We start from the raw sequence: 24,428 nt of genomic DNA, 5'->3' as shown, positions 1-24,428 counted from the left end.
CTCCATCGGCGACTACGTGCTGGTCGGCGGCGAGGTCGCGGTGATGACGATGGTCGAGGCCGTCGCCCGGCTCCTGCCCGGCGTCCTCGGCAACCCGGCCTCCCACGAACAGGACTCGTTCTCCGACGGCCTGCTCGAAGGCCCGAGCTACACCCGGCCGGAGGTCTGGCGCGACCTCGCCGTGCCGGACGTGCTCCGCTCCGGCAACCACGGCGCCATCACGCGCTGGCGTCGTGACCAGGCCCTCACCAGGACTTTCGACCGCCGCCCCGAGCTGCTCGCGGCTCTGCCGGAGGACGCGCTCGACAAGCACGACCTGGCCCATCTGGCCCGCGTCCGAGATCCCGATTTCGACCCGGGAAAATCGGTCTGACATACTGGACCGGTTGTTGCGACCGGGCGATGCCTGGCGCACTCAAGACTCCCCGAGATGTTGACAAGTACTAAACGCTGCGCCTCGGGATGAACGAACAACTGCTGAGGACGGATACACCGATGAACACCCTGGACGCTCTGGACGCCAAGTCGCTCCGCGACGACATCCCGGCGTTCCGCCCGGGCGACACGCTGAAGGTCCACGTCCGCGTCATCGAGGGCTCCCGCGAGCGGGTCCAGGTGTTCAAGGGCGTTGTGATCCGTCGTCAGGGCGGTGGCATCCGCGAGACCTTCACGGTCCGCAAGATCTCCTTCGGCGTCGGCGTCGAGCGCACCTTCCCGGTGCACTCCCCGAACATCGCCAAGATCGAGGTCGACCGGCGGGGTGACGTGCGTCGCGCCAAGCTCTACTACCTCCGCGAACTGCGCGGCAAGGCGGCCAAGATCAAGGAGAAGCGGGACACCCCGTCCGCTTCCTGAGCGCGTAGCCGTCGCTCTCCCGTAGCCTGGTCTCGTGGTCAACCCCGTGCACTTCACCGCGCCCGAGGATGACCCCGACCGCACCGAGGTCATGCCGCGGCTCGGCGGCCCCAGCCGGTTCGGTCAGCAGGCGGCCGACCCGCCCCCGCCACCCCCGCCGCGCCCCCGCGCCGGCGAGCGCGCGGAGCCGGAGCAGCCGTCCCGGGGTCGCCGCGGCAAGTTCGCGACCAAGAAGAAGCAGCCGCTGTGGCGTGAGCTCCTGGTCCTGTTCACCGTGGCGATCGTGCTGACGGTGCTGATCCAGGCGTTCCTCGGCCGGGTGTACTCGATCCCGTCCGGCTCGATGGAGCAGACCCTGCACGGCTGCCCCGGCTGCACCGGCGACCGGGTGCTGGTCGACAAGGTCACCTACCGGTTCTCCGACCCCGCACCCGGCGACGTGATCGTCTTCAAGGGTCCGGACTCCTGGACCGAGAACGACGTGCTGCCGCAGCGCTCGGACAACGCGGTGGTGCGCGGCCTGCAGTGGCTGGGTGCCCTGGTCGGGCTGGCGCCGCCGGACGAGCGGGACTTCGTCAAGCGGGTGATCGCGGTCGGCGGCCAGACCGTGGAGTGCTGCGACGAGCAGGGCCGGGTGCTGGTCGACGGGTTGCCGCTGGACGAGCCGTACATCTACTGGGCGCCCGGCCGGCCGGCCACCCAGCAGTCGTTCCCGAAGGTCACCGTGCCGGCGGACACGCTGTGGGTGATGGGGGACAACCGCAACGACTCGTGCGACTCGCGCTGTCAGGGTGGCGGCAAGGAGGTCAACGGCGGCCTGGACGGCGTGGTGCCGGTGGACAACGTGATCGGCAAGGCGCGGGTCATCGTGCTGCCCCCGTCGCGCTGGCAGGGCATCGGCGACCACGACCCGCAGGCGGCCCCCGGCTCGATCGGCGCCCCCGCCTGGCAGCAGGGACTGCCCGCAGGCGTCGCCGTGCTCGCCGCCTGGCCGGTGTTGTGGCTGGGCCGCAGAATCCGTCGGTGGCGCCCCGGTAGTCTGCAGTAGTGGTCGATGTCGGACGCTCCAAGGACAACGAGGACGAGGCAAAGGAAACCGCCGAGCCAGGGGAGGCCGACACCGCGTCCGAACCAGACATCGAGGACGCCGAGGACAGCACGGCGAAACCCGCCAAGAAGCAGCGGTCGTTCTGGAAAGAGCTCCCGATCCTGATCGGGGTCGCGATCGTTCTGACCGTCCTGATCCAGACCTTCGTCGCCCGGGTGTTCCTGATCCCGTCCGAGTCCATGGAGCAGACCCTGCACGGGTGCGCCGGCTGCTACGGCGACCGGGTGCTGGTGGACCGGGTGGTCTACCGGTTCTCCGACCCCGAGCCCGGCGACGTTGTGGTGTTCAAGCGCCCGGACACCTGGGACCAGGTGGAGTTCCTGACCGACCGGTCGGAGAACGCCGTCGTGCGCTGGCTGCAGGATCTCGGCTCGATGTTCGGCCTCGCCTCGCCCAACGAGGACGACGTGGTCAAGCGGGTGATCGCGGTCGGCGGTCAGACCGTGGAGTGCTGCGACGAGCAGGGCCGGGTGATGGTCGACGGGAAGCCGCTGGACGAGCCGTACGTGTACTGGGAGGGCGGGATACCCAACGGCGGCCAGGAGTTCAACGCCTTCCTCGTGCCCGAGGGTGGGCTGTGGGTGATGGGGGACAACCGCAACAACTCCCGGGACTCCCGCGCGCAGGGCGGTGGTGACGCCAACGGCGTGGTGCCGGTGGACAATGTGATCGGCAAGGCGCGGGTCATCGTGCTGCCCCCGTCGCGCTGGCAGGGCGTCGGCGACTACAACCCGCAGACGGCCACGGCGCTCGGCGCCGCGGTGCCGTTCGGGGTCGGCTTCGCCGTGGCGTTCCCGACCGTGTGGCTCGGCAGAAGGGTGCTGGCCACACTGCGGCCGAGGCGGCGGTCATGACGGTGCCATCGGCGCTGCGGCCGCCCCGGGTGGTGCTGCGCAGGGACGCCGGCAACTGGGGACTGCAGAGCGCGCTCGAGCGGCGCGGGCTTGGCCCGGTCGCCGGGGTCGACGAGGCCGGCCGGGGCGCCTGCGCGGGGCCGCTGGTGGTCGCGTCCTGCGTGCTGCGGACCGGCGACGCCGGCCGGTTCGCCGGGCTCACCGACTCCAAGCTGCTCACCGCGGCGGCCCGGGAGCGGATGTACGACCTGGTGATTCGCCGGGCGGTGGACTACGCGGTCGTGGTCATCCCGGTCAGCGAGGTGGACCTGCGCGGGGTCGGCGTCGCCAACATCGAGGGCATGCGCCGGGCGGTGGCCCGGCTGGCGACGCATCCCGGCTACGTGCTGGTGGACGGGTTCCGGGTGCCCGGGTTGACCGCGCCGAGCATGCCGATCGTCAAGGGCGACCAGGCCGCCGCCTGCGTCTCCGCCGCCTCGATTCTGGCCAAGGTGACCCGGGACCGGATCATGGTCCAGCTGCACGAGCAGTACCCGGCCTACGGGTTCGACGAGCACAAGGGCTACTGCACCAACGAGCACGGCGCCGCGCTGCTCGAGCACGGCCCGAGCCCCGTGCACCGGTGGTCGTTCGTGAACGTGCTCGGCGCCGGCGCGCGGCACGGGCTGCGGGCCCCGCACCGGGTCGCGCCGCACTGCTACCTGCCCACGGCCGGTGATCCAGGACGGACCGTCGATGCCGATCCGGCGCGCGTAGTTCAGAATGGGGAATCCCTGATGAGGGCCGGCTGGCCGGACCACGAGGAGCGCGACACCGCATGAGCGCGGAGGATCTGGAGAAGTACGAGACCGAGATGGAGCTGTCGCTGTACCGGGAGTACCGCGACATCGTCGGTCAGTTCTCCTACGTCGTGGAGACCGAACGCCGCTTCTACCTGGCCAACGGCGTCGACGTCCAGGTCCGGGACGCCGACGGCGAGGTCTACTTCGAGGTCCGCATGTCCGACGCCTGGGTATGGGACATGTACCGGCCCGCCCGCTTCGTCAAGAACGTCCGGGTGATGACCTTCAAGGACGTCAACGTCGAGGAGCTCGACAAGCCCGACCTCCGCCTCCCGGAAGAGGGCCCGTTCACCACCTGACTTGTCCACAACCCCCCAAGTTGTCCACAAGTCGATCACCACCCGCTGCCCCGGCGCCCCAGATCGCGGCACCCTCGCCGCATGACCACCAGCAACCCCACCCGTCCCACCCGGCCCCCGGCCCATCTGGCCCTCGGCCGCCGCGGGGAATCCCTCGCCACCCAGTACCTGATCAAGCACGGCCTGATTCCACTCGCCCGCAACTGGCGCTGCCCCACCGGCGAACTCGATCTGGTCGCCTACGACCCGCGCGTGCCCACCCTGGTCGTCTGCGAGGTCAAGACCCGCACCAGCAATGCCTACGGCACCCCCGCGGAAGCCGTCACGGACACCAAGGCCACCCGCATCCGCCGAACCGCCCGCCACTGGCAACACACCCGCGCCCTGCCCCACCTCCCCACCCGCTTCGACATCATCGCCATCCTCTGGCCCCCCGGCCGAACCCCGCGCATCCAGCACTACAAGGCGGCCTTCTGATGGCCATCGCGCACGCCTGGTCGGTGGCGCTGTTCGGGGTGGACGGCGTTCCGGTGGAGATCGAGGCCGACATCGCAGGCGGCCGGCCGAGAACCCAACTCGTCGGCCTGCCCGACACCGCGCTCAACGAGGCCAAGGAGCGGGTGCGAGCGGCGATCCGCAACTGCGGCCTGGACTGGCCGGACCAGCTGGTCACCCTCGGCCTGTCTCCGGCCGCGCTCCCCAAGGGCGGCTCCGGGTACGACCTGGCGCTGGCCTGCGCGGTCCTGGTCGCGGCCAACCTGGTCCCGGCCGGGCCGCTGGACCGGACCGTGCTGTTGGGCGAGCTGGCGCTCGACGGCCGGGTCCGGCCGGTGCGCGGGGTGTTGCCCGGTCTGCTCGCCGCCCGCCGCGCCGGCCTGCGCCGAGCCGTCGTGCCAACGCCGACCCTGCCGGAGGCGGCGCTGGTGCGGGACGTCGAGGTGCTCGGCGCGGCGCACCTCACCGACGTCCTCGCCTGGCTGCACGGCGAGCCCGGCCGGTTGTCCCCGCCAGGGCCGCAGCCCGCCGCCCCGCCCGCCCCGGGGCCCGACCTCGCCGACGTCCTCGGTCAACCCGAGGCGCGCTGGGCGCTGGAGATCGCCGCCGCCGGCGGGCACCACCTGCTCCTGGTCGGCCCGCCCGGCACCGGCAAGACCATGCTCGCCCGGCGGCTGCCCGGGTTGCTCCCACCGCTGACCCATGAACAGGCCCTCGAGGTCACCGCGATCCATTCCATCGCCGGCCTGCTCACCCCCGACTCGCCGTTGATCGCCACCCCACCGCTGATCGCCCCGCATCACTCCACCTCGGTCCCCGCCCTGGTCGGCGGCGGGGTCGGGATGGCCAAGCCCGGCGCCATCAGCCGGGCGCACTTCGGCGTGCTGCTGATCGACGAGGCCGCCGAGTTCGGCGCGGACCGGCTCGAGTCGCTGCGCACCGCGTTGGAGGAGGGCGAGATCCGGCTGGCCCGCCGGGACGGCGTCGCCCGGTACCCGGCCCGCTTCCAGCTCGTGCTGGCCACCAACCCGTGCCCGTGCGCACCGCCGCGCGAGGTGGACTGCTGCTGCTCGGCGCACACCCGGCGCCGGTACCTGGCGCGGCTGTCCGGCCCGCTGCTCGACCGGGTCGACCTCCGGGTCCGGATGCGCCCGATCACCGCGATGTCCGACACCGACCGGGCCGTCCCGGACGGCACCGCCGAGGTTCGGGCCCGGGTCGCCGCCGCCCGCGACCGCGCGGCCCGGCGCTGGGCTGGACACGGCTGGCACACCAACGCCGAGGTCCCCGGACCGGTGCTGCGCCGCGAGTTCGCCCTTCCTCGACCGGTCACCGCGCTACTCGACCGCAGCCTGGCCAGCGGCGCGGTCACCGCCCGGGGCGCGGACCGCACGCTGCGCGTCGCCTGGACCCTCAGCGATCTCGCCGGCCTCGACCGCCCCGAGGCCGACCACGTCGCCGCCGCCCTCGAGTTCCGGGACCGGAGGGCGGCATGACCGCGCAGGACGACTGCCGCCGGGCCCGGGCCTACCTGCTCCGGGTCGCCGAGCCGCCGGCGCCCGGATTGACCGCGCTGATCGGCTCGTGCGGGCCGGTCGAGGCGGCCGCCCGGGTGCGCGCGGGCGAGGCGCCGGAACGGGTGCTGCACGAGACCTCCGCCCGCCGCAGCGCCGACCACGTCGACGCGGACCTGGCCAACGCCGAGCGGGTCGGTGCCCGGCTGGTCGTGCCGGAGGACCCGGAGTGGCCGGCCTGGCAACTGCTCGCTCTCGACGCGGCCGCCGCCCGCGGGCTGCACTGGGCCTGCCCGCCGATCGCGCTGTGGGTGCGCGGCACCGCCTCGCTGTCCGACCTGGTGGACCGCGCCGTGTCCGTGGTCGGGGCCCGGGCCGCCACCGGCTACGGCGAGCACGTGGCCGCGGAGTTCGGCCACGGTCTGGCCGGCGCGGGCTGGACGATCGTCTCCGGCGCCGCGTACGGGATCGACGGCGCCGCGCACCGCGGCGCGCTGGCCGCTGGCGGCCGCACGGTCGCGGTGCTCGGCTGTGGTGTGGACGTCGGTTACCCCGCCGGTCACGCCAGCCTGCTCGACAAGATCACCGACCGCGGCCTGGTGATCAGCGAGTACGCGCCGGGCACCCCACCCGCCCGGCACCGGTTCCTGGTGCGCAACCGGCTGATCGCGGCCCTGTCCGGCGGCACCGTGGTGGTGGAGGCGGGGGTGCGCAGCGGTGCCCGGAACACCGCCGCCTCGGCCGGGGCGCTCGGCAAGGAGCTGATGGCGGTGCCGGGCCCGATCACCTCGGCGATGTCGCTCGGCTGCCACGAGCTGCTGCGCAGCGGTGCCGCGATCCCGGTCGGTTCGGTCGAGGAGATCCTGGAGTCCGTCGGCCGGATGGGCGAAGGTCTGCAACCGCGGGCGGCGGCCCCGGCCAGACCCACCGACGGGCTCGGCGCGGAGGCCATGCGGGTGCACGACGCCCTCGGCCGCCGGTCCGGCCGCAGCCCCGACCGCATCGCCCTCGACTCCGGCGTGCCACTGGACCGGGTTCGGGCCCTGCTCCCCGAGCTCGAGCTCGGCGGCCTGGCCCGGCGCTGCGAGGACGGCTGGCGCACGGCGGCCGCGTCATGACCGAGGATATCCACTTTGCGCCTGACGGATATCCTTTTCGCAGGACTCGTTCGGAGGGGGCTGCCCATGACCAAACGACTGATCGACGTCGACGACGACCTGATCGACATCGCCAAGGCCTATCTGGGTACCACGACGCTGAAGGACACCGTGAATTCGGCGCTGCGCGAAATCAAGGCAAGGCGAGATCGCGAGGCCGTGCTTGCTTGGTGGGCCACGGATCCGCTCCCCGATCTGCGCAACCCGGAGGTCATGGATTCGGCGTGGCGCTGAGCCCGCTGTATCTGGTCGACAAGAGCGCCATCGCTCGCATGCACCTCGAGCAGGTTCGGGCAGTGCTTGAGCCGTTGTTGCTCCACGGCCGGCTTGCTACCTGTGCTATCACCGATCTCGAGGTGCTGTTCAGCGCCCGAAACGCCGATGAATACCAGACAGTCTTGGCTGAACGCCGTAACTACTACACCCAACTTCCCATCACGCCGGAGGTCTGCTCGCGTGCTGTTGACACCCAGCGCAGGCTTGCTCGGCATTCCCGGCACAGGGGCGCAGGGGTGTCCGACCTGCTGATCGCCGCCTGCGCCGAACGGCACGGGGTGTCTGTCCTGCACTACGACGCCGACTTCGACCTGATCGCCTCGGCCACCGGGCAGCCCACCCGGTGGGTGGTGCCGCAGGGGGCCGTTCCGTAGCCCGGGGTCACGACCGGTCCAGCGGTTAGGGTGGCCGCCGTGCAACGGCGGAACGAGTTGGTCACCGGGCTGGCCCGGCGGATCGCGGATATCGGTGGCGCCGGGACCACCCGGGTCGGGGTGGACGGAGTCGACGGCGCCGGCAAGACGGTGTTCGCCGACGAGTTGGGGGCGGCGCTGGCCGCGCTGGGGCGTCCGGTGATCCGGGCCGGTACCGACGCGTTCCACAACCCGAGGGCGGTGCGTCACCGGCGGGGGCGCGACTCGCCGGAGGGGTTCTTCCGCGACTCGTTCGACTATTCGCGGTTGCGGGCGCTGCTGCTCGATCCGCTGAGCCCGGGCGGCACGGGTCACTTTCGCCGGGCGGCGTTCGACCACGAGACGGACTCGCCGGTGGACGCGCCGGTCGAGGTGGCGCCCACGGGAGCGGTGCTGGTGTTCGATGGGATCTTCGTGCACCGGCCGGAGCTGCTGCCGTACTGGGACTTCTCGATCTTCCTCCGGGTCGGGTTCGACATCTCGATCCCGCGGCTCGCCGGTCGGATCGGCTGCTCCGCCCACCCGGACTCGACCGATCCGAACTCCGCCGGCAACCGCCGCTACGTCGAGGGGCAGCGGCGATATCTGGCCGAATGCCAGCCGGAACACAAGGCGACGGTGGTTGTCGACAACACCGATCTGGCTGCCCCGGTCGAGGTGCCGGCCAAACCGGGCATGGACAGACCACGGACAGTCTGAGGGTAGAACCGAACAACATGTTCGGTGTTGTGTCAACAGCGCGGTACCGTACGTGAGTGCCGCATAGACCGACCCGGCCACGGAAGGTCGACCTGCTGGGGGTAAGGGCTGACTTGCCGGAGCGAATTCGGCAGGTCATTGCCGAGTACGAGCGGCACCTGAACTTCGAACGTGGCCTTTCGCCACACACCGTCCGGGCCTACACCGGTGACACAGTGTCATTGCTGGGGTTCATGGGCCGGCCGCTGGCCGAGCTCGAACTGAGCGTGCTCCGCGCGTGGCTTGCGGCCCAGCGCGCCGGCGGGGCCAGCCGGACCACCCTGGCCCGGCGGTCGGCCGCGATCCGGACCTTCACCGCGTGGGCCCACCGGCGCGGGCACCTGCCGACCGATCCGGGCGCGCGCCTGGTGGCGCCGCGGCCGCACCGCAAGCTCCCCGCCGTGCTCCGGCAGGACCAGGCCGCCGAGTTGCTGCACGCCTCGGCCTCCGGAGCCGCGGAGCGGGACGCGATCGCCCTGCGCGACCACGCGCTGCTGGAGTTGCTGTACGCCACCGGCATCCGGGTCTCCGAGCTGTGCGGGCTGGACGTGCCCGACGTCGATCTGGACCGCCGGGTCGTCCGGGTGCTCGGCAAGGGCGGCAAGGAGCGCACGGTGCCGTTCGGCGTCCCCGCGCAGCGGGCCGTCCGGGACTGGCTGGCCGACGGTCGGCCCGCACTCGCGCGCCCCGACTCACCTCCTTCGCTGTTGCTCGGCGCGCGCGGCGCCCGGTTCCAACCAGCCAGCGTGCGCCGGATCGTGCACGACGCGCTCGGCGCGGTGCCGGACGCGCCGGACATGGGACCTCACGGCTTCCGTCACTCGGCCGCGACGCACTTGCTCGACGGTGGTGCGGACCTACGTAGCGTCCAGGAACTGCTTGGTCACGCTACGCTCGCTACGACCCAGCTATACACACACGTGACCGTCGAACGGCTGAAGGCGATCCATGACCGAGCCCACCCCCGCTCCTGAGTATCTCGGGGAAGGTTCTTGGACACCCCCACGGTCGCCCCTGAAGCCGGCCAACGGGCATCCAGGCCCGTTCGGCGGCAGCCAGGTGGCCGGGGTGCTGCGCGGTGACCAGCGCACGTTCGACGACATCGAGGCGGGCATCCGCACGCTGTGGCGCAGGTTCGGCGAGCGGCGCCAGCAGCGGCTGCGGGATCGGCTGGTGCTGCACTACGCCCCGCTGGTCAAGTACGTCGCCGGCCGGGTGGGCACCGGGCTGCCGGCGCATGTCGACATGGCGGACCTGATCCAGTCGGGCATCTTCGGGCTGGTCGACGCGATCGAGAAGTTCGAGCCGACCCGGGGCCTGAAGTTCGAGACCTACGCCATGCAGCGCATCCGCGGCGCGATCCTGGACGACCTGCGGGCCCAGGACTGGGTCCCGCGGTCGGTGCGCGGGCGAGCCCGGGAGGTCGAGCGGGCGCTGGAGCGGCTGGGTGCCCGGCTGCGGCGGACCCCGACCGACGCCGAGCTTGCCGACGAGCTGGGCCTCTCGCTCGACGAGCTGCGTGAGATCTACCTGCAGCTGCAGCTGACCAGCGTGGTCGCGCTGGACGAGCTGGCCGCCGCCGGCCGGGGCTCGACCTCGCTCGCCGACACCCTCGAGGACGAGGCCGCCCCCGACCCGGTCGCCCTGCTGGTCGACCAGGACAACCGCCGCCAGCTCGCCGAGGCGATCGCCCATCTCGCCGAGCGGGACCGGATCGTGGTCACCCTGTACTACTTCGAGAACCTGACCCTGGCCGAGATCGGCAAGGTGCTCGGGGTGACCGAGTCGCGGGTCTGCCAGCTGCACACCCGGGCGGTGTTGCGGCTGCGCGCCAAGCTCATGGAGCGGGCCGACGCCTGACCCGGACCGCGGACGCACCGGGAGCAGGCGCACGTGTCCGGGGGCGAGCAGGCGCAGCGGGTCGAGGTAGTGCTGGCCCCGGCGCACGCCCCAGTGCAGGCAGGCGGGTGACCGCGGGCAGCCGGGATGGCCGGGTTCCAGGTGGCCGAGGACGGTGCCGAGGGCGACCGGCTGGCCGGCGGTGACCACCGGGGTGACCGGTTCGTAGGTGGTGCGCAGTCCGTTGGGATGGTCGACGGAGATCACCGGCCGGTCGACAACGTGCCCGGCGAACACCACGACGCCGGGACCGGCGGCGAGCACCGGTTCGCCGGGCGCCCCGCCGATGTCGACCCCGCGATGGCCGGCGCCCCACGGCACGGCCGGGCCGTCGAACCGCCGCAGCACCGGATGCGGCGGCGCCAGCGGCCAGCCGAACCGCGCCGCCGGGTGCCGGTCGGACCGGGCCGCCGGGGCCGGCGTGACCGCGGCCCGGTGCGGCGGGGGATGGGTGGGTTCGGGGACGGGTGGGCTGGGCGGCAGCAGCGTGAGCAGGAGGGCTGGCCAGGTCAGGGCGGTGATCGGTGGCATGCGGCCAGGGTGCGGTGCGGGGGTGGGGGTCGGCCAGGGGTGTGGATGGAACTGGGGACAGGTGCGGGGGTTGTGGACAACCGGGGATCGATTGTCGGGTTTGCCGGGTGGACGCGTACACTGCGAGCGCGACCTGTGGAAACACGGGTCGACTTCGCGTGCCGCTGCGCGTCCTCGATGAGGAACTACGGCACCCGGCGGTCTCAGCTCGGCGTCGATCCGGCGCCGGTGGGTCCGGGGGTCGGCACGGCACCAGGGCGGTTCTCCACCGGAGTACCGCGACAACCGACGCCGCACGCCGAGGCGGATGCCCGGCGGGCCACACAGAAGAGGTGCGTAACCGGCCATGGCCGTAGTCACCATGAAGCAGCTGCTCGATTCGGGCGTGCACTTCGGGCACCAGACCCGGCGCTGGAACCCGAAGATGAAGCGCTACATCTTCACCGAGCGCAACGGCATCTACATCATCGACCTGCAGCAGACGCTGACCTACATCGACCGAGCCTTCGAGTTCGTCAAGGAGACGGTCGCGCACGGTGGGTCGATCCTGTTCGTGGGCACCAAGAAGCAGGCGCAGGAGGCGATCGCCAACGAGGCCCTTCGGGTCGGCATGCCGTTCGTCAACCAGCGCTGGCTCGGCGGGATGCTCACCAACTTCTCCACCGTCCACAAGCGCCTGCAGCGTCTCAAGGAGCTCGAGGCGATGGAGCAGACCGGCGGCTTCCAGGGTCTCACCAAGAAGGAGATCCTGATGCTGACCCGGGAGAAGGACAAGCTCGAGCGCACGCTCGGCGGCATCAGGGACATGGCGAAGGTGCCAAGCGCGGTGTGGATCGTGGACACCAAGAAGGAGCACATCGCGGTCGGCGAGGCCCGCAAGCTGAACATCCCGGTGGTGGCCATCCTGGACACCAACTGTGATCCGGACGAGGTCGACTACCCGATCCCGGGCAACGACGACGCGATCCGCTCGGCCGCCCTGCTGACCAAGGTGATCGCCGAGGCCGCCGCGGCCGGTCTGATCGCCAGGGCCGGCGCCCGCAACGGCGTCCCCGAGGGCGAGGACAAGCCGCAGCCGGTCGGCTCCGACGAGCCGCTGCCCGAGTGGGAGAAGGAGCTGCTCACCGGGGCGAACGCCACCGGCGGGGACGGCGGCCAGGTCGCCGCAGCCGAGCGCGCCGAGTCCTGATCAACGCCGGGCCGGGCCGCCGATCCGTGGCGGCCCCGCGCGGTCGTATCCACCCACAGACGACACAGAGGGAAAGAAAGCACAGACGATGGCGAACTACACCACGGCCGACGTCAAGCGGCTCCGTGAGCTCACCGGCGCCGGGATGATGGACTGCAAGAAGGCGCTCGAAGAGGCTGACGGCGACTTCGACAAGGCCGTTGAGTTCCTGCGCATCAAGGGGGCCAAGGACATCGGCAAGCGCGCCGCGCGGGCCACCGCGAACGGGCTGGTCGTCGCCGACGGCGGGGTCATGGTCGAGCTGAACTGCGAGACCGACTTCGTCGCGAAGAACGCCGAGTTCCAGGAACTGGCCAACCGGATCGTGGCGGTGGCCAAGGAGACCAAGCCGGCCGACGTCGAGGCGCTGCGGAACACGCCGCTGGACGGCGGCTCGGTCAACGACGCGGTGCAGGAGCTGTCCGCCAAGATCGGCGAGAAGCTGGAGCTTCGCCGCGTGGTGAGCTTCGACGGTCCGGTGGCCACCTACCTGCACCGGCGCGCGACCGACCTGCCGCCGTCGGTTGGCGTGCTGGTGGAGTACACCGGTGACAGCGCCGAGACGGCCAGGGGCACCGCGATGCACATCGCCGCGATGAAGCCGCGCTATGTCAGCCGGGACGAGGTCACCGAGGACGTGGTGGCCACCGAGCGGCGGATCGCCGAGGAGACCGCTCGCGAGGAGGGCAAGCCCGAGCAGGCGCTGCCCAAGATCGTCGAGGGCCGGGTCAACGGCTTCTACAAGGATGTGGTCCTGCTCGAGCAGTCCTCGGTGCAGGACGCCAAGAAGACGGTGCAGGCCGTACTGGACGACGCGGGCGTTTCGGTCACCCGGTTCGCCCGGTTCGAGGTCGGCCAGGCCTGATCATGAGACGGGCGGGGTTGCCGGACAAGGCACCCCGCCCTTCTCGTATCCACCAGAGGGCGGGCGAGGAGGTCCGGTGGGCGAGCTGTGGAGCGAACCGTCGGGTGAGGGGCGACCGCGGGTCATGAGTGCCGACCGGCAACGGGCGCACGGCTTCCGCCGGGTGCTGCTCAAGCTGGGTGGCGAGATGTTCGGCGGCGGCGAGGTGGGGGTCGACCCGGACGTCGTGCAGGCCGTCGCCCGGCAGATCGCGGCCGTGGTGCGCGACGGCGTGCAGATGGCGGTGGTGATCGGCGGCGGCAACTTCTTCCGTGGCGCCGAGTTGTCCCAGCGCGGCATGGACCGGGATCGCGCGGACTACATGGCCATGCTCGGCACCGTGATGAACTGCCTGGCGTTGCAGGACTTCCTGGAGAAACTGGGGATCGACACCCGGGTGCAGACGGCGATCACGATGGGACAGGTGGCCGAGCCCTACATTCCCCGGCGGGCCGAGCGGCATCTGGAGAAGGGCCGAGTGGTGATCTTCGCCGGCGGTGTCGGGATGCCCTACTTCTCCACCGACACCGCGGCCGCCCAGCGCGCGCTGGAGATCGGCTGCGAGGTGGTGCTGATGGCCAAGGAGGTCGACGGGGTCTACACGGCGGACCCGAAGATCGACCCCGGCGCGAAGATGTTCGAACACATCACGCACCGGGAAGTCTTGGAGAAGGGCCTGAAGGTCGCCGACGCCACGGCGTTCAGCCTCTGCATGGACAACGACATGCCGATGATCGTCTTCAATCTTCTCACCGAGGGCAACATCGCGCGGGCGGTTCGTGGTGAGAGGATCGGTACGTTGGTCAGCACCCCGAAGGAGCAGATGCTGTGATCGACGACACGCTTCTCGACGCCGAGGAACGCATGGAAAAGGCGGTCGCGGTGGCCAAGGACGAGCTCACCACCGTGCGCACCGGGCGAGCGAACCCGGCCATGTTCTCCCGCATTCACGTGGACTACTACGGATCCTCGACCCCGATCAACCAGATGGCGAGCATCAGCATCCCGGAAGCCCGGATGGTGATCATCAAGCCGTACGACGCGTCTCAGCTCGGGGCGATCGAGAAGGCGATCCGCAGCTCCGACCTCGGCTTGAACCCGAGCAACGACGGCACGATCATCCGGGTGATCATTCCGCAGCTGTCCGAGGAGCGGCGCCGGGAGATGGTCAAGATCGCCAAGCACAAGGGCGAGGACGCCAAGGTCGCGATCCGCAACGTCCGGCGCAAGGCCAACGAGGAACTGCACCGGATCAACAAGGACGGCGAGGCCGGCGAGGACGATGTGGTGCGCGCGGAAAAGGAGCTCCAGCACGTCACCGACAGGTATGTCGCACAGGTCGACGAGTTGGTGAAACACAAGGAAGCCGAGCTTCTTGAGGAATAGAGGCGCATCCGCGTGACCGGCACGTCCACCGAGCCGGAACCCGACGCAGTCACCCCGCCGGCGGCGAAGCCGTCCCGCGCCGGTCGCAACCTGCCCGCCGCGATCGCGGTCGGCGTGCTGCTCGGCGCCGGCGTGCTGGTCGCGCTGCTCACCGTGCGGCAGGTCTTCGTCGGGATCGTCGCCGCGGCGGTCGTGGTCGCCACGATCGAACTGGCCGGGGCGGTCAAGCGCGGCGCCGGGATCCAGATCGCGCTGTGGCCGGTGCTGCTCGGCGGCCAGGCGATGGTGTGGCTGTCCTGGCCGTTCGAGCGCAACGGTCTGCTGGTCGCGTTCGTGGTGACCGTGCTGGTCTGCCTGGTCTGGCGGCTGCCCGGCGGAGCCGACGGTTACCTGCGGGACGTGAGCGCGTCCGTGCTCACCGCGGCCTACGTGCCGCTGTTCGCCGCGTTCGCCGCGATGCTGGTGGTGCCGCCGGACGGTGCGGCCCGGGTGCTGTGCTTCCTGATTCTGGTGGTCAGCTCCGACACCGGTGGCTACATCGCCGGGGTGCTGTTCGGCCGGCACCCGATGGCGCCGTCGATCAGCCCGAAGAAGTCCTGGGAGGGCTTCGCCGGTTCGATGACCGGCGGCGTGCTGGCCGGCGTGCTGTGTCTGACCCTGCTGCTGCCCGGCCAGTGGTGGCACGGCGTGTTGTTCGGCGCGGCGCTGGTGCTCACCGCGACCGTGGGTGACCTGATCGAGTCGCTGATCAAGCGGGATCTCGGCATCAAGGACATGGGGGCGCTGCTGCCTGGGCACGGGGGCCTGATGGACCGGATGGACTCGCTGCTGCCTTCGGCGGTGGTGTCCTGGTTGCTGCTGCGGCTGTTCATCCCGATCTGACCATGGCTGGGGATATCGTGCCCAGCCCCAACATCTGGCACTGGCCCGAGGTCTACGAGACGGAGAACCGGGCCCAGGACGTCGAGGGCGCGGTCTGGTCGGCGCTCGCCGAGATCTGCGACTGGTCCGGCCGCGACGTGGTGGACGTCGGCTGCGGCGACGGGTTCCATCTGCCGCGGTTCGCCGCGACCGCCCGCACGGTCACCGGAGTCGAACCGCACGAGCCGCTGGTGCGCCGGGCCCGGGCCCGATCGGCCGGGCTGCCCGGGGTGACGGTGCTGTCCGGTTCGGCGCAGCGGCTGCCGCTGCCGGACGCGAGCCGGGACCTGGTGCACGCCCGCACCGCGTACTTCTTCGGCCCGGGCTGCGAGCCGGGAATCCGCGAGGCCGACCGGGTGCTGCGACCCGGCGGCATGCTGGCGATCGTCGACCTGGACACCACGGTCGGCCCGTACGGCGACTGGATGCGGGCGGACCTGCCGTCCTACCGGCCCGCCGAGGTCGACGCGTTCTTCGACCGGGCCGGGTTCGACTGCCGGCGGGTGCGCACGGCGTGGCGGTTCACCGACCGGGCGAGCCTGGTCGCGGTGCTGCGGATCGAGTTCTCGGCGCGGGTGGCGGCCCGGGCGGTCGACGAGGTGCCGGGCCTGGAGTTCCCGGTGGGGTACCGGGTGCTCAGCCGGCGCAAACCCGTTGGGGTGATCGCCGGCCGGTGAGTAGCCTTCGCCGCGTGTCGAACGAACCCCCCACCCGGTCCGTGTCGGTCACCACGGCGCCATCGCGCCGGCCGGCCCGGATGCTGCCGGCCATGATCGAGCGAGTCGGGCCGGACGACCTCGAGTACGACCCGGTGCCGCGGTTCGAGCGGCGGATGGCCGAACTGCTCGGCAAGCCGGCGGCGGTGATGTTCCCGTCCGGCACGATGGCGCAGCAGGTCGCCCTGCGCATCCATGCCGACCGCAGGGGGATCCGGTCGGTGGCCTTCCATCCCCGGTGTCATCTCGAGGTGCACGAGCACAAGGGTTACGCCGCGGTGCACGGTCTGGTGGCCGCGCTGGTCGGCGACGGGTTCTCGCTGATCACCCTGGCCGACCTGGCCGAGCTGCGCGAGCCGATCGCGGCGCTGCTGCTGGAGTTGCCGCAGCGGGACATCGGCGGGCAGCTGCCGGGCTGGGAGGACCTGGTCGCGCAGACCGGGTGGGCGCGGGAGCGGGGCGCCGCGGTGCACCTGGACGGGGCCCGGCTGTGGGAGGCTCAGCCGTTCTACGACCGGCCGCACGCGGAGATCGCGGCACTGTTCGACACCGTGTACGTGTCGCTCTACAAAGGACTGATGGGGATCTCCGGAGCGATGCTCGCCGGCGAGCAGGACGTGATCGACCACGCCCGGGTGTGGCGCGACCGGTTGGGCGGCAACGTGGATCGGTGCTGGCCGTTGGTGCTGCCGGCCGAGCGGGGGTTGGCCGAGCTGATGCCGAGGATGGCCGAGTTCGCCGACCGGGCCCGGTCGCTGGCCGCCGCGCTGGCGGCGCTGCCCGGCGTGCACGTGGTTCCGGATCCGCCGCAGACCCCGATGTTCCACCTGCATCTGGACGCCGGGCAGCGGGCGGTCACCGTGGCGGTGCAGCGGTTGCGGGCCGAGACCGGGTTGGCCCTGCCGCGCTACGTCTGGCCGACCGACTCGCCGGACCGCTGCGGGCTGGAGATCACGGTGTCCGAACAGCTCGACGAGGTCGACGACGCTGAGGTCGCCGACCTCGTGGCCGAGCTGATCCGCCGGACCCGCGATCAGTCCTCTTCGGACTCCTCGTCGATCTCGCCGAGTATCGCGTAGATCTCCCGCCGGGCCTGGTTGATCACGGCGATGGCGCGGGCCTTCTGTGCGCCGCTGGCCGCGTGGTGGACCTGGGCGGCCGCGCCCATCAGCTGCCCGATGGCATTGCGCAGGTTGACGTCGTCGGGGTCGACGTCCAGCGCCATCTGCTCCCACGGCGGAGTGGCGTCCTGCGCCTCGGTCGCGGCCCGGCCCTCCTCGGTCAGCTCGAAGAGCCGCTTGCTGCCGCTGCCCTCGCTGCTGACCACCAGCCCCTCGTCGGCCAGCAGTTGCAGGGTCGGGTAGACCGAGCCGGGGCTCGGCCGCCAGATCCCGCCGCTGCGCTGGGTGATCTCCTGGATCATCTCGTAGCCGTGCATGGGCCGGTCGGTGAGCAGGGCCAGGATGGCCGTGCGCACGTCGCCGCGGCGGCCGCGCCGGCCCCCGCCCCGGCCGCCGCGGCGGGGTGGTCCCCAGCCGCGGGCCCAGCTGGCGAACTCGAACGGCATGCCCGGCGGAACCGGGGGGATGGACGCCCGGGGCGGGAGCTCATGCCGCCCGAACCCGAGGTGCGGGTGGGGAAACCCGCCGTGGTGGTGTTGGTCGAATGGTCGCATCGTCGTGCTCCTCTCTAGTCCTATCGACGATATATCGGAACCTATCGCGATGCAACCAGGACGATCGCCGAAACATTCCCGGGAGGGCCGTCGATCCGGGCGGGGACCGTTCGTGTAGGAGGTGAGCGGCCGGAGTCGCCCGGCCACCGAGGACTCAGGAGTGACCATGAAGCAGTACCTGATCAGCGTGTACCAGCCGGACGGCGACCCGCCCCCGCCGGAGGCGCTGGAGACCGTCTTCCGCGACATCCAGGCCATCCACGCGGAGCTGCGGGCCGCCGGGGCGTGGGTCTTCGCCGCCGCGCTGCACGAGCCGAGCACGGCCACCGTGCTGCGCACCGACGAGCGCGGCGAGGTGCTGGTCACCGACGGTCCGTTCGCCGAGGGCAAGGAGTTCCTCGGCGGGTTCACCATCGTCGCCGCGCCCGACCTGGACGCCGCCCTGGAGTGGGGCCGCAAGTTCGCCCGGGCCATCGGGCTGCCGATCGAGGTGCGGCCGTTCCAAGACGACCCCTGGTGACCACGGAGATCGAGCGGGTCTTCCGGGCGGAGTACGGCCGCGCGGTCGCCGTCCTGGTCCGCCTGCTCGGCGACATCGACCTCGCCGAGGAGGCGGTCCAGGAGGCGTTCGAAGTCGCGGTGCGGCGCTGGCCGGCGGACGGGCCGCCGGCCAGCCCGGCCGGCTGGATCATCAGCACCGCGCGCAACCGGGCGATCGACCGGCACCGCCGGGAGTCCACCCGGGCGGACCGGCAGGCCGAGGCGATGCGGCTGCACGTCCCGGACGAACCGGCGGAGGAGGGAGCCGTGCGCGACGACCGGCTGCGCCTGATCTTCACCTGCTGCCACCCGGCGCTGGCCCCGGCGGCGCGGGTGGCGCTGACCCTGCGGCTGCTCGGCGGGCTCGGCACGGCCGAGATCGCGCGCGCCTTCCTGGTCTCCGAGCCCACCATGGCGCAGCGTCTGGTGCGGGCCAAGGGCAAGATCCGGGACGCGGCGATCCCGTACCGGGTACCGGCCGAGGCCGACCTGCCCGACCGGCTGCGCGCCGTGCTCGCCGTGCTGTACCTGATCTTCAACGAGGGCTACACGGCCAGTTCGGGGCGGGATCTGGTCCGGGACGAGCTGTGCGCCGAGGCGATCCGGCTCGGCCGGCTGCTGGCCGAGCTGATGCCGGACGAGGCCGAGGTGTGGGGCCTGCTCGCGTTGATGCTGCTGATCGAGTCCCGGCGGGCCGCCCGGACCACGCCGGCCGGCGAGCTGGTGCGGCTGGCCGACCAGGATCGGGACCGGTGGGACCGGGAGCTGATCGCCGAGGGCCAGGCGATCGTGCGCGCCTGTCTGCGCCGCGCGACGCCCGGGCCGTACCAGATCCAGGCGGCGATCAACGCCGTGCACAGCGACGCGCCGAGCGCCGCCGAGACCGACTGGGCGCAGATCCTGGCGCTGTACGACCAGCTCCAGGCCCGCACCCCGAGCCCGGTCGTGGCCCTGAACCGGGCGGTGGCCGTGGCCGAGGTGCACGGACCGGCCATGGCGCTCGCCCTCGTCGACGACCTCGACCTGGACGGTTACCACGTGCTGCACGCGGTCCGGGCCGACCTGCTGCGCCGGCTCGGCCGAACCACGGAGGCGGCCGCGGCCTACGACGCCGCCATCGCCCGTACCGCCAACGCCGCCGAGCGGGCGTTCCTGCGTCGCGGCCGGGACGCCCTCGGCTGATGCGACAATGGAGGCCATCATGACCTCCCTACCGCTGGTTTTCGACGCGCCCCGGCGTGCCCTGCCGCCCCGGCACCTGGCCGACCTGTCCGCCGGGGAGCGGCGGGACGCCGTGGTCGCGCTCGGCGAGCAGGCGTTTCGGGCCCGGCAGCTGTCGCACCACTACTTCGGCCGGCTGACCGTGGATCCGGCCGCGATGACCGACATCCCGGTGGCCAGCCGGGACCGGCTGGTCGGCGAGCTGATGCCGGCGCTGTTCACCGAGGTGCGGGCGGTCAGCTGCGACGCCGGCACGACCCGCAAGTCGCTGCTCCGGGCGCACGACGGCACGCTGGTGGAGAGCGTGCTGATGCGCTACCCGGACCGCACCACGCTGTGCGTGTCCAGCCAGGCGGGCTGCGGGATGGCCTGCCCGTTCTGCGCCACCGGGCAGGGCGGCCTGACCCGCAACCTGTCCACCGCGGAGATCGTCGACCAGGTCCGGATGGCGGCCGCGGCGGCCCGGGACGGCAGCCTGGGCGGCGGCCCGGCCCGGCTGTCCAACGTGGTGTTCATGGGCATGGGCGAGCCACTGGCCAACTACCGGCGGGTGCTGGACGCGGTGCGCCGGATCTGCGACCCGGCGCCGGACGGGCTCGGCATCTCCCAGCGCTCGGTCACCGTGTCGACCGTGGGCCTGGTGCCGGCGATCCGCCGGCTGGCCGACGAGGGCCTCGCCGTGACCCTGGCGGTCTCGCTGCACACCCCCGACGACGAGCTGCGCGACACCCTGGTCCCGGTCAACACCCGGTGGAAGGTGGCCGAGGTGCTCGCCGCCGCGCGGCACTACGCCGACCGCACCGGCCGCCGCGTCTCCATCGAGTACGCGCTGATCCGCGACATCAACGACCAGCCCTGGCGCGCCGACCTGCTCGGCCGCCTGCTGCACGAGCACCTCGGCCAGCTCGTCCACGTCAACGTCATCCCGCTCAACCCCACCCCGGGCAGCCGCTGGGACGCCAGCCCCAAACCCGTCGAGCACGAGTTCGTCCGCCGGGTCAACGCCGCGGGCGTCCCGTGCACCGTCCGCGACACCCGCGGCCAGGAAATCGCCGCCGCCTGCGGCCAACTCGCCGCCGAAGGCTGACCGGGGACTACCGGCGCCAGGCGGTGCGGGAGCGGACGATGTCGAGGATGAGGACCACGGCGATGGTGGTGCCGATGCCGAGCAGCCAGAGATCCTCGGTCTTGCCGGTGTGGTTGCCGATCAGCATGAGGAACATCACGGCGGCGGTGAACCAGCCGGCGATCCGGGTGCCGCGCGGGAAGCCGCCGTGCCAGCCCCACTTGGCGGACGGCTCGTCCTGCGGGTCGACGGCGTTCGCCGGCCGTTTCTCGAGCTCCGTGCCTGCCACGATGGTCACCCTCCCGCTCCGGTCACTTGGTGGTCATCGTATCGGGGACAATGAGCGTCGATGACTGATCCCACCCCGCGCGGCCGGCGCGTCCTCCTGCTCGGCTCCACCGGCTCGATCGGCACCCAGTCGCTGGACGTGATCGCGGCCAACCCGGACCGGTTCCACGTGGTCGGGCTCGCCGCGGGCGGCGGCGACCCGGCGGCCCTTGCCGCCCAGGCGATCCGGTTCGGCGTGCCGGCGGTGGCCGTGACCAGGGCAACCGCGGTCGAGGACGTGCAGCTCGCGCTCTACGCCGAGGCCAAGCGACGCGGCTTCGAGCGCGGCCGGTTCGCGCTGCCCCGCATCCTCACCGGCCCGAACGCCGTCCTCGAGCTGATCGACAGCGTCCCGGCCGACGTGGTGCTCAACGCCGTCACCGGGTCGCTCGGCCTCGCACCCACCCTGCACGCCCTGGCCACCGGCGCCACGCTGGCCCTGGCCAACAAGGAGTCGCTGATCGCCGGCGGCCCGCTGGTGCTGCGCGCCGCCCGGCCGGGGCAGATCGTCGCGGTGGACTCGGAGCACTCGGCCATCGCCCAGTGCCTGCGCGGCGGCGCCGCAGGCGAGGTGGCCCGGCTGGTGATCACCGCGTCCGGTGGCCCGTTCCGCGGCCGCCGGGCCGCCGACCTCGCCGGGGTCACCGTCGAGGCGGCCATGGCCCATCCCACCTGGGACATGGGCCCGGTGATCACGATCAACTCGGCCACCCTGGTGAACAAGGGCCTCGAGCTGATCGAGGCGCACCTGCTGTTCGGTGTGCCCTACGAGCGCATCGACGTCGTGGTGCACCCCCAGTCGATCGTGCACTCCATGGTCACCTTCACCGACGGCTCGACCCTGGTCCAGGCCAGCCCGCCGGACATGCGGCTGCCGATCTCGCTCGCCCTCGGCTGGCCGGACCGGGTGGCCGGGGCGGCCACCGCGTGCGCGTTCGGCGACCCGACCGCGTGGACCTTCGAGCCGCTCGACCACGAGAACTTCCCCGCGGTGCGGCTGGCAAGGGCGGCCGGTGAGGCGGGCGGCTGCCTGCCCGCCGTCTACAACGCGGCCAACGAGGAGGCGGTCGCCGCGTTTCGCGAAGGCCACGCCAGCTTCACAGCAATAGTGGACACTGTGAGTCAGGTGCTCGACGACGCGGATGGTTGGCGAGCCGACCCGCGCGATGTCGAGGAAGTGCTCGCGGCCGAACGGTGGGCCCGGGCACACGCGCGGGAGCTGCTGGCGTCGGCCGCGCAGTCGGTCCGGTCCGGAAGGGATTGACATCGTGCTGTTCATCGTCGGCGTCGTGCTGTTCGCGTTGGGCATCTGCCTGTCCGTCGCGCTGCACGAGGCCGGGCACATGTACGCCGCCAAGGCGTTCGGCATGAAGGTGCGGCGTTACTTCATCGGTTTCGGGCCGCGGATCTGGTCGTTCCGGCGCGGGGAGACCGAGTACGGCCTCAAGGCGATCCCGCTCGGCGGCTTCTGCGACATCGCCGGCATGACCGCGATGGACGAGGTCACGCCGGACGAGGAGAAGCGGGCGATGTGGCGCTACCCGGTGTGGAAGCGCGTCGTGGTGCTCAGCGCCGGCTCGGCCACCCACTTCATGCTCGGCTTCCTGATCCTGTACCTGATGTCGTTCACGATGGGGCTGCCCAACGTCGCCGGCACCCCGGTGGTCAGCGAGACCGCGTGCGCGGCGCCCACCCAGGACCCGAAGACGTTCGAGTACGCGCCGTGCCGGTCGGGTGACCGGTACCCGGCCCGGGAGGCCGGCGTCCAGGCCGGTGACGAGATCATCAGCATCGACGGACAGCGCACCCCGACCTGGTCGGACGTGGTCACCAAGATCCAGGACCTGCGCGGCGAGCACACCTTCGTGATCAGCCGGGACGGTGCCGAGCGCACGGTCGTTGTGGACGTCCCCGAGGTGCGTCGCGCGGCCCCCGGCTCGCAGCTCGGCAGCGACAACAACAAGGTCATCTCGGTCGGCGCGATCGGGGTGAAGAGCACGCCGGTCTACAACTACGACGCGCTGAGCGGGCTCGGCGGCGCGGCCAGCTTCACCGGCGACATGTTCGTGCGCACCTGGGAGGGCCTGCTCGCGTTCCCGCAGAAGATCCCCAAGGTGGTCGAGGCGATCGGCGGCGGTGAGCGCGACCCGGACACCCCGGTGAGCGTGGTCGGGGCCAGCATCATCGGCGGGGACGCGGCCGAGGCCGGCGTGTGGGAGCTGTTCCTGCTCGTCCTGGCCAGCCTGAACTTCTTCGTCGGCGTGTTCAACCTGCTGCCGCTGCTGCCGCTGGACGGCGGGCACATCGCGATCGCGCTGTACGAGAAGGTCCGGGACGGGCTGCGCCGGATGCGCGGCAAGCCCGCCGGCGGACCGGTCGACTACACCAAGCTGACCTCGCTGACCATGGTGGTGGTGCTGATCGGTGGCGCGGTGGTTCTGCTCACAGTGACCGCTGACCTGGTGAATCCGATCAGGCTCGGTCAATAGCGATCAGTAACCTGGAAGTCGTGACCGAAAGCATCTTGTTGGGAATGCCGGCGACGCCGCCGCCCGTGCTCGCGGACCGCAGGCCGACCCGGCAGCTGATGGTCGGCCGGGTCGGCGTCGGCAGCGAGCATCCGGTGTCCGTGCAGTCCATGACCACCACGAACACCGCTGACGTCAACGCCACGTTGCAGCAGATCGCCGAGTTGACCGCGGCCGGCTGCGACATCGTCCGGGTGGCGTGCCCGTCGCAGGACGACGCGGACGCGCTGCCGGCCATCGCCCGCAAGTCGCAGATCCCGGTGATCGCCGATATCCATTTCCAGCCGAAGTACGTGTTCGCCGCGATCGAGGCCGGCTGTGCCGCGGTGCGGGTCAACCCGGGAAACATCAAGAAGTTCGACGACAAGGTGGGCGAGATCGCCGCCGCGGCCCGGGATCACGGCACGCCGATCCGGATCGGCGTCAACGCCGGCTCGCTCGATCCGCGGCTGCTGGCCAAGTACGGCAAGGCAACCCCGGAGGCGCTGGCCGAGTCGGCGTTGTGGGAGGCCGGTCTGTTCGCCGAGCACGACTTCCACGACATCAAGATCTCGGTGAAGCACAACGACCCGGTGGTCATGGTGCGGGCCTACGAGATCCTCGCCGAGCGATGCGACTACCCGCTGCACCTCGGCGTGACCGAGGCCGGGCCGGCGTTCCAGGGCACGATCAAGTCGGCGGTGGCGTTCGGGGCGCTGCTCGCCGACGGCATCGGCGACACGATCCGGGTGTCGCTGTCGGCTCCGCCGGCCGAAGAGGTCAAGGTCGGGCTGCAGATCCTGGAGTCGCTCGCGCTGCGCGAGCGCGGTCTGGAGATCGTGTCGTGCCCGTCGTGCGGGCGGGCCCAGGTCGACGTGTACACGCTGGCCGAGCAGGTCACCGCCGCGCTGGACGGGTTCCCGGCGCCGCTGCGCGTGGCCGTGATGGGCTGCGTG

Annotated in this window: 28 protein-coding genes and 2 pseudogenes; 27 read left to right on the top strand and 3 right to left on the bottom strand. The window is 71.7% G+C overall.

What is annotated here, in order from left to right:
* From VFV67_RS06865 to VFV67_RS06800, 14 genes and pseudogenes are all read left to right on the top strand, one after another.
* A pseudogene (locus VFV67_RS06865) lies at positions 1-373 on the top strand (tRNA (guanosine(37)-N1)-methyltransferase TrmD); the annotation flags it as partial.
* 122 nt (positions 374-495) lie between these two features.
* Positions 496-855: a 50S ribosomal protein L19 gene (gene rplS / locus VFV67_RS06860; RefSeq protein WP_326468103.1), complete on the top strand. Its 360-nt coding sequence runs from the start codon at positions 496-498 to the stop codon at positions 853-855.
* A 34-nt stretch (positions 856-889) separates the two neighbouring features.
* Positions 890-1,903 carry a signal peptidase I gene (gene lepB / locus VFV67_RS06855; RefSeq protein ID WP_326468101.1) on the top strand — a complete coding sequence of 338 codons (1,014 nt, stop codon included), beginning with the start codon at positions 890-892 and terminating at the stop codon, positions 1,901-1,903.
* The gene (gene lepB / locus VFV67_RS06850) at positions 1,903-2,817 is read left to right on the top strand and encodes a signal peptidase I (protein WP_414636191.1); all 915 of its coding nucleotides are present in this window, start codon (positions 1,903-1,905) and stop codon (positions 2,815-2,817) included. Before lepB (VFV67_RS06855) ends, lepB (VFV67_RS06850) begins: the two co-directional genes overlap by 1 nt.
* Positions 2,814-3,638, top strand: coding sequence for a ribonuclease HII (locus tag VFV67_RS06845; protein ID WP_326468100.1), 825 nt, complete (start codon positions 2,814-2,816; stop codon positions 3,636-3,638). The genes lepB (VFV67_RS06850) and VFV67_RS06845 overlap by 4 nt, the downstream gene beginning before the upstream one ends.
* Entirely contained in the window at positions 3,635-3,958 is a 324-nt protein-coding gene (locus VFV67_RS06840) for a DUF2469 domain-containing protein (protein ID WP_326468099.1), read from the top strand. Before VFV67_RS06845 ends, VFV67_RS06840 begins: the two co-directional genes overlap by 4 nt.
* Before the next feature lie 81 nt (positions 3,959-4,039).
* Complete coding sequence (locus VFV67_RS06835) at positions 4,040-4,435, top strand: YraN family protein (RefSeq protein ID WP_326468098.1); 396 nt, start codon at positions 4,040-4,042, stop codon at positions 4,433-4,435.
* Positions 4,435-5,949 carry a YifB family Mg chelatase-like AAA ATPase gene (locus VFV67_RS06830; protein WP_326468096.1) on the top strand — a complete coding sequence of 505 codons (1,515 nt, stop codon included), beginning with the start codon at positions 4,435-4,437 and terminating at the stop codon, positions 5,947-5,949. The genes VFV67_RS06835 and VFV67_RS06830 overlap by 1 nt, the downstream gene beginning before the upstream one ends.
* Entirely contained in the window at positions 5,946-7,085 is a 1,140-nt protein-coding gene (gene dprA, locus VFV67_RS06825; protein ID WP_326468094.1) for a DNA-processing protein DprA, read from the top strand. Before VFV67_RS06830 ends, dprA begins: the two co-directional genes overlap by 4 nt.
* A 66-nt stretch (positions 7,086-7,151) precedes the next feature.
* Positions 7,152-7,358 (top strand): type II toxin-antitoxin system VapB family antitoxin, encoded by a 207-nt coding sequence (locus VFV67_RS06820; RefSeq protein ID WP_326468093.1) that lies wholly within the window; start codon positions 7,152-7,154, stop codon positions 7,356-7,358.
* On the top strand, positions 7,349-7,774 hold the full coding sequence (locus VFV67_RS06815; protein WP_326468092.1) for a PIN domain nuclease: 426 nt from the start codon (positions 7,349-7,351) through the stop codon (positions 7,772-7,774). The genes VFV67_RS06820 and VFV67_RS06815 overlap by 10 nt, the downstream gene beginning before the upstream one ends.
* A 39-nt stretch (positions 7,775-7,813) precedes the next feature.
* Positions 7,814-8,512, top strand: coding sequence for a uridine kinase (locus VFV67_RS06810; RefSeq protein WP_326468090.1), 699 nt, complete (start codon positions 7,814-7,816; stop codon positions 8,510-8,512).
* A 113-nt stretch (positions 8,513-8,625) separates the two neighbouring features.
* Complete coding sequence (locus tag VFV67_RS06805; protein WP_326468089.1) at positions 8,626-9,525, top strand: tyrosine recombinase XerC; 900 nt, start codon at positions 8,626-8,628, stop codon at positions 9,523-9,525.
* A complete protein-coding gene (locus tag VFV67_RS06800) occupies positions 9,500-10,411 on the top strand; it encodes a FliA/WhiG family RNA polymerase sigma factor (protein WP_326468088.1) in 912 nt (303 codons plus the stop codon). The genes VFV67_RS06805 and VFV67_RS06800 overlap by 26 nt, the downstream gene beginning before the upstream one ends.
* A gap of 69 nt (positions 10,412-10,480) precedes the next feature.
* Here VFV67_RS06800 and VFV67_RS06795 read toward each other — a convergent pair.
* Positions 10,481-10,981: pseudogene (locus tag VFV67_RS06795) on the bottom strand (murein hydrolase activator EnvC family protein); the annotation flags it as partial.
* A 346-nt stretch (positions 10,982-11,327) separates the two neighbouring features.
* Here VFV67_RS06795 and rpsB point away from each other — a divergent pair.
* The 7 genes from rpsB (at position 11,328) to VFV67_RS06760 (ending at position 17,215) form a co-directional block, all read left to right on the top strand.
* Complete coding sequence (rpsB, locus tag VFV67_RS06790) at positions 11,328-12,170, top strand: 30S ribosomal protein S2 (RefSeq protein ID WP_326468087.1); 843 nt, start codon at positions 11,328-11,330, stop codon at positions 12,168-12,170.
* 88 nt (positions 12,171-12,258) lie between these two features.
* The gene (gene tsf / locus VFV67_RS06785; protein ID WP_326468086.1) at positions 12,259-13,074 is read left to right on the top strand and encodes a translation elongation factor Ts; all 816 of its coding nucleotides are present in this window, start codon (positions 12,259-12,261) and stop codon (positions 13,072-13,074) included.
* A 124-nt stretch (positions 13,075-13,198) separates the two neighbouring features.
* A complete protein-coding gene (pyrH, locus tag VFV67_RS06780) occupies positions 13,199-13,945 on the top strand; it encodes a UMP kinase (RefSeq protein ID WP_326468111.1) in 747 nt (248 codons plus the stop codon).
* On the top strand, positions 13,942-14,499 hold the full coding sequence (gene frr, locus VFV67_RS06775) for a ribosome recycling factor (protein WP_326468085.1): 558 nt from the start codon (positions 13,942-13,944) through the stop codon (positions 14,497-14,499). The genes pyrH and frr overlap by 4 nt, the downstream gene beginning before the upstream one ends.
* Before the next feature lie 12 nt (positions 14,500-14,511).
* On the top strand, positions 14,512-15,381 hold the full coding sequence (locus VFV67_RS06770) for a phosphatidate cytidylyltransferase (RefSeq protein WP_326468084.1): 870 nt from the start codon (positions 14,512-14,514) through the stop codon (positions 15,379-15,381).
* A 2-nt stretch (positions 15,382-15,383) separates the two neighbouring features.
* Complete coding sequence (locus VFV67_RS06765; RefSeq protein WP_326468082.1) at positions 15,384-16,097, top strand: class I SAM-dependent methyltransferase; 714 nt, start codon at positions 15,384-15,386, stop codon at positions 16,095-16,097.
* Between the two features lie 14 nt (positions 16,098-16,111).
* Entirely contained in the window at positions 16,112-17,215 is a 1,104-nt protein-coding gene (locus VFV67_RS06760) for a threonine aldolase family protein (protein WP_326468080.1), read from the top strand.
* On the opposite strand, the gene VFV67_RS06755 is transcribed toward VFV67_RS06760, so the two are convergent.
* Complete coding sequence (locus VFV67_RS06755) at positions 17,170-17,811, bottom strand: PadR family transcriptional regulator (protein WP_326468078.1); 642 nt, start codon at positions 17,809-17,811, stop codon at positions 17,170-17,172. The two genes, VFV67_RS06760 and VFV67_RS06755, sit on opposite strands and share 46 nt — an antisense overlap.
* Before the next feature lie 166 nt (positions 17,812-17,977).
* Between VFV67_RS06755 and VFV67_RS06750 the strand changes: the two genes are divergently transcribed.
* Genes VFV67_RS06750 through rlmN form a run of 3 tightly spaced genes read left to right on the top strand, consistent with a single transcriptional unit; the run spans position 17,978 to position 20,659 of the window.
* Positions 17,978-18,331 carry a YciI family protein gene (locus tag VFV67_RS06750; RefSeq protein ID WP_326468076.1) on the top strand — a complete coding sequence of 118 codons (354 nt, stop codon included), beginning with the start codon at positions 17,978-17,980 and terminating at the stop codon, positions 18,329-18,331.
* Positions 18,328-19,533: an RNA polymerase sigma factor gene (locus VFV67_RS06745; protein WP_326468075.1), complete on the top strand. Its 1,206-nt coding sequence runs from the start codon at positions 18,328-18,330 to the stop codon at positions 19,531-19,533. Before VFV67_RS06750 ends, VFV67_RS06745 begins: the two co-directional genes overlap by 4 nt.
* A gap of 16 nt (positions 19,534-19,549) precedes the next feature.
* A complete protein-coding gene (rlmN, locus tag VFV67_RS06740) occupies positions 19,550-20,659 on the top strand; it encodes a 23S rRNA (adenine(2503)-C(2))-methyltransferase RlmN (RefSeq protein ID WP_326468109.1) in 1,110 nt (369 codons plus the stop codon).
* A 7-nt stretch (positions 20,660-20,666) separates the two neighbouring features.
* Here rlmN and VFV67_RS06735 read toward each other — a convergent pair whose 3' ends face one another.
* Positions 20,667-20,927 (bottom strand): DUF2631 domain-containing protein, encoded by a 261-nt coding sequence (locus VFV67_RS06735; RefSeq protein ID WP_326468074.1) that lies wholly within the window; start codon positions 20,925-20,927, stop codon positions 20,667-20,669.
* A gap of 60 nt (positions 20,928-20,987) precedes the next feature.
* Here VFV67_RS06735 and dxr point away from each other — a divergent pair, with 60 nt between their 5' ends.
* The 3 genes from dxr to ispG form a co-directional block, all read left to right on the top strand.
* Positions 20,988-22,229 (top strand): 1-deoxy-D-xylulose-5-phosphate reductoisomerase, encoded by a 1,242-nt coding sequence (dxr, locus tag VFV67_RS06730; RefSeq protein WP_326468072.1) that lies wholly within the window; start codon positions 20,988-20,990, stop codon positions 22,227-22,229.
* A 1-nt stretch (position 22,230) separates the two neighbouring features.
* Positions 22,231-23,454 (top strand): site-2 protease family protein, encoded by a 1,224-nt coding sequence (locus VFV67_RS06725; protein WP_326468108.1) that lies wholly within the window; start codon positions 22,231-22,233, stop codon positions 23,452-23,454.
* A gap of 44 nt (positions 23,455-23,498) precedes the next feature.
* On the top strand, positions 23,499-24,428 hold a 930-nt coding region (gene ispG, locus VFV67_RS06720; protein ID WP_326468106.1), incomplete at its 3' end, for a flavodoxin-dependent (E)-4-hydroxy-3-methylbut-2-enyl-diphosphate synthase.

The organism is Actinophytocola sp., assembly GCF_035762905.1.
GTDB lineage: Bacteria > Actinomycetota > Actinomycetes > Mycobacteriales > Pseudonocardiaceae > DASYTH01.
Note: the sequence above shows the minus strand (reverse complement) of the source record. Positions and strands in the feature narration are given on the sequence as shown.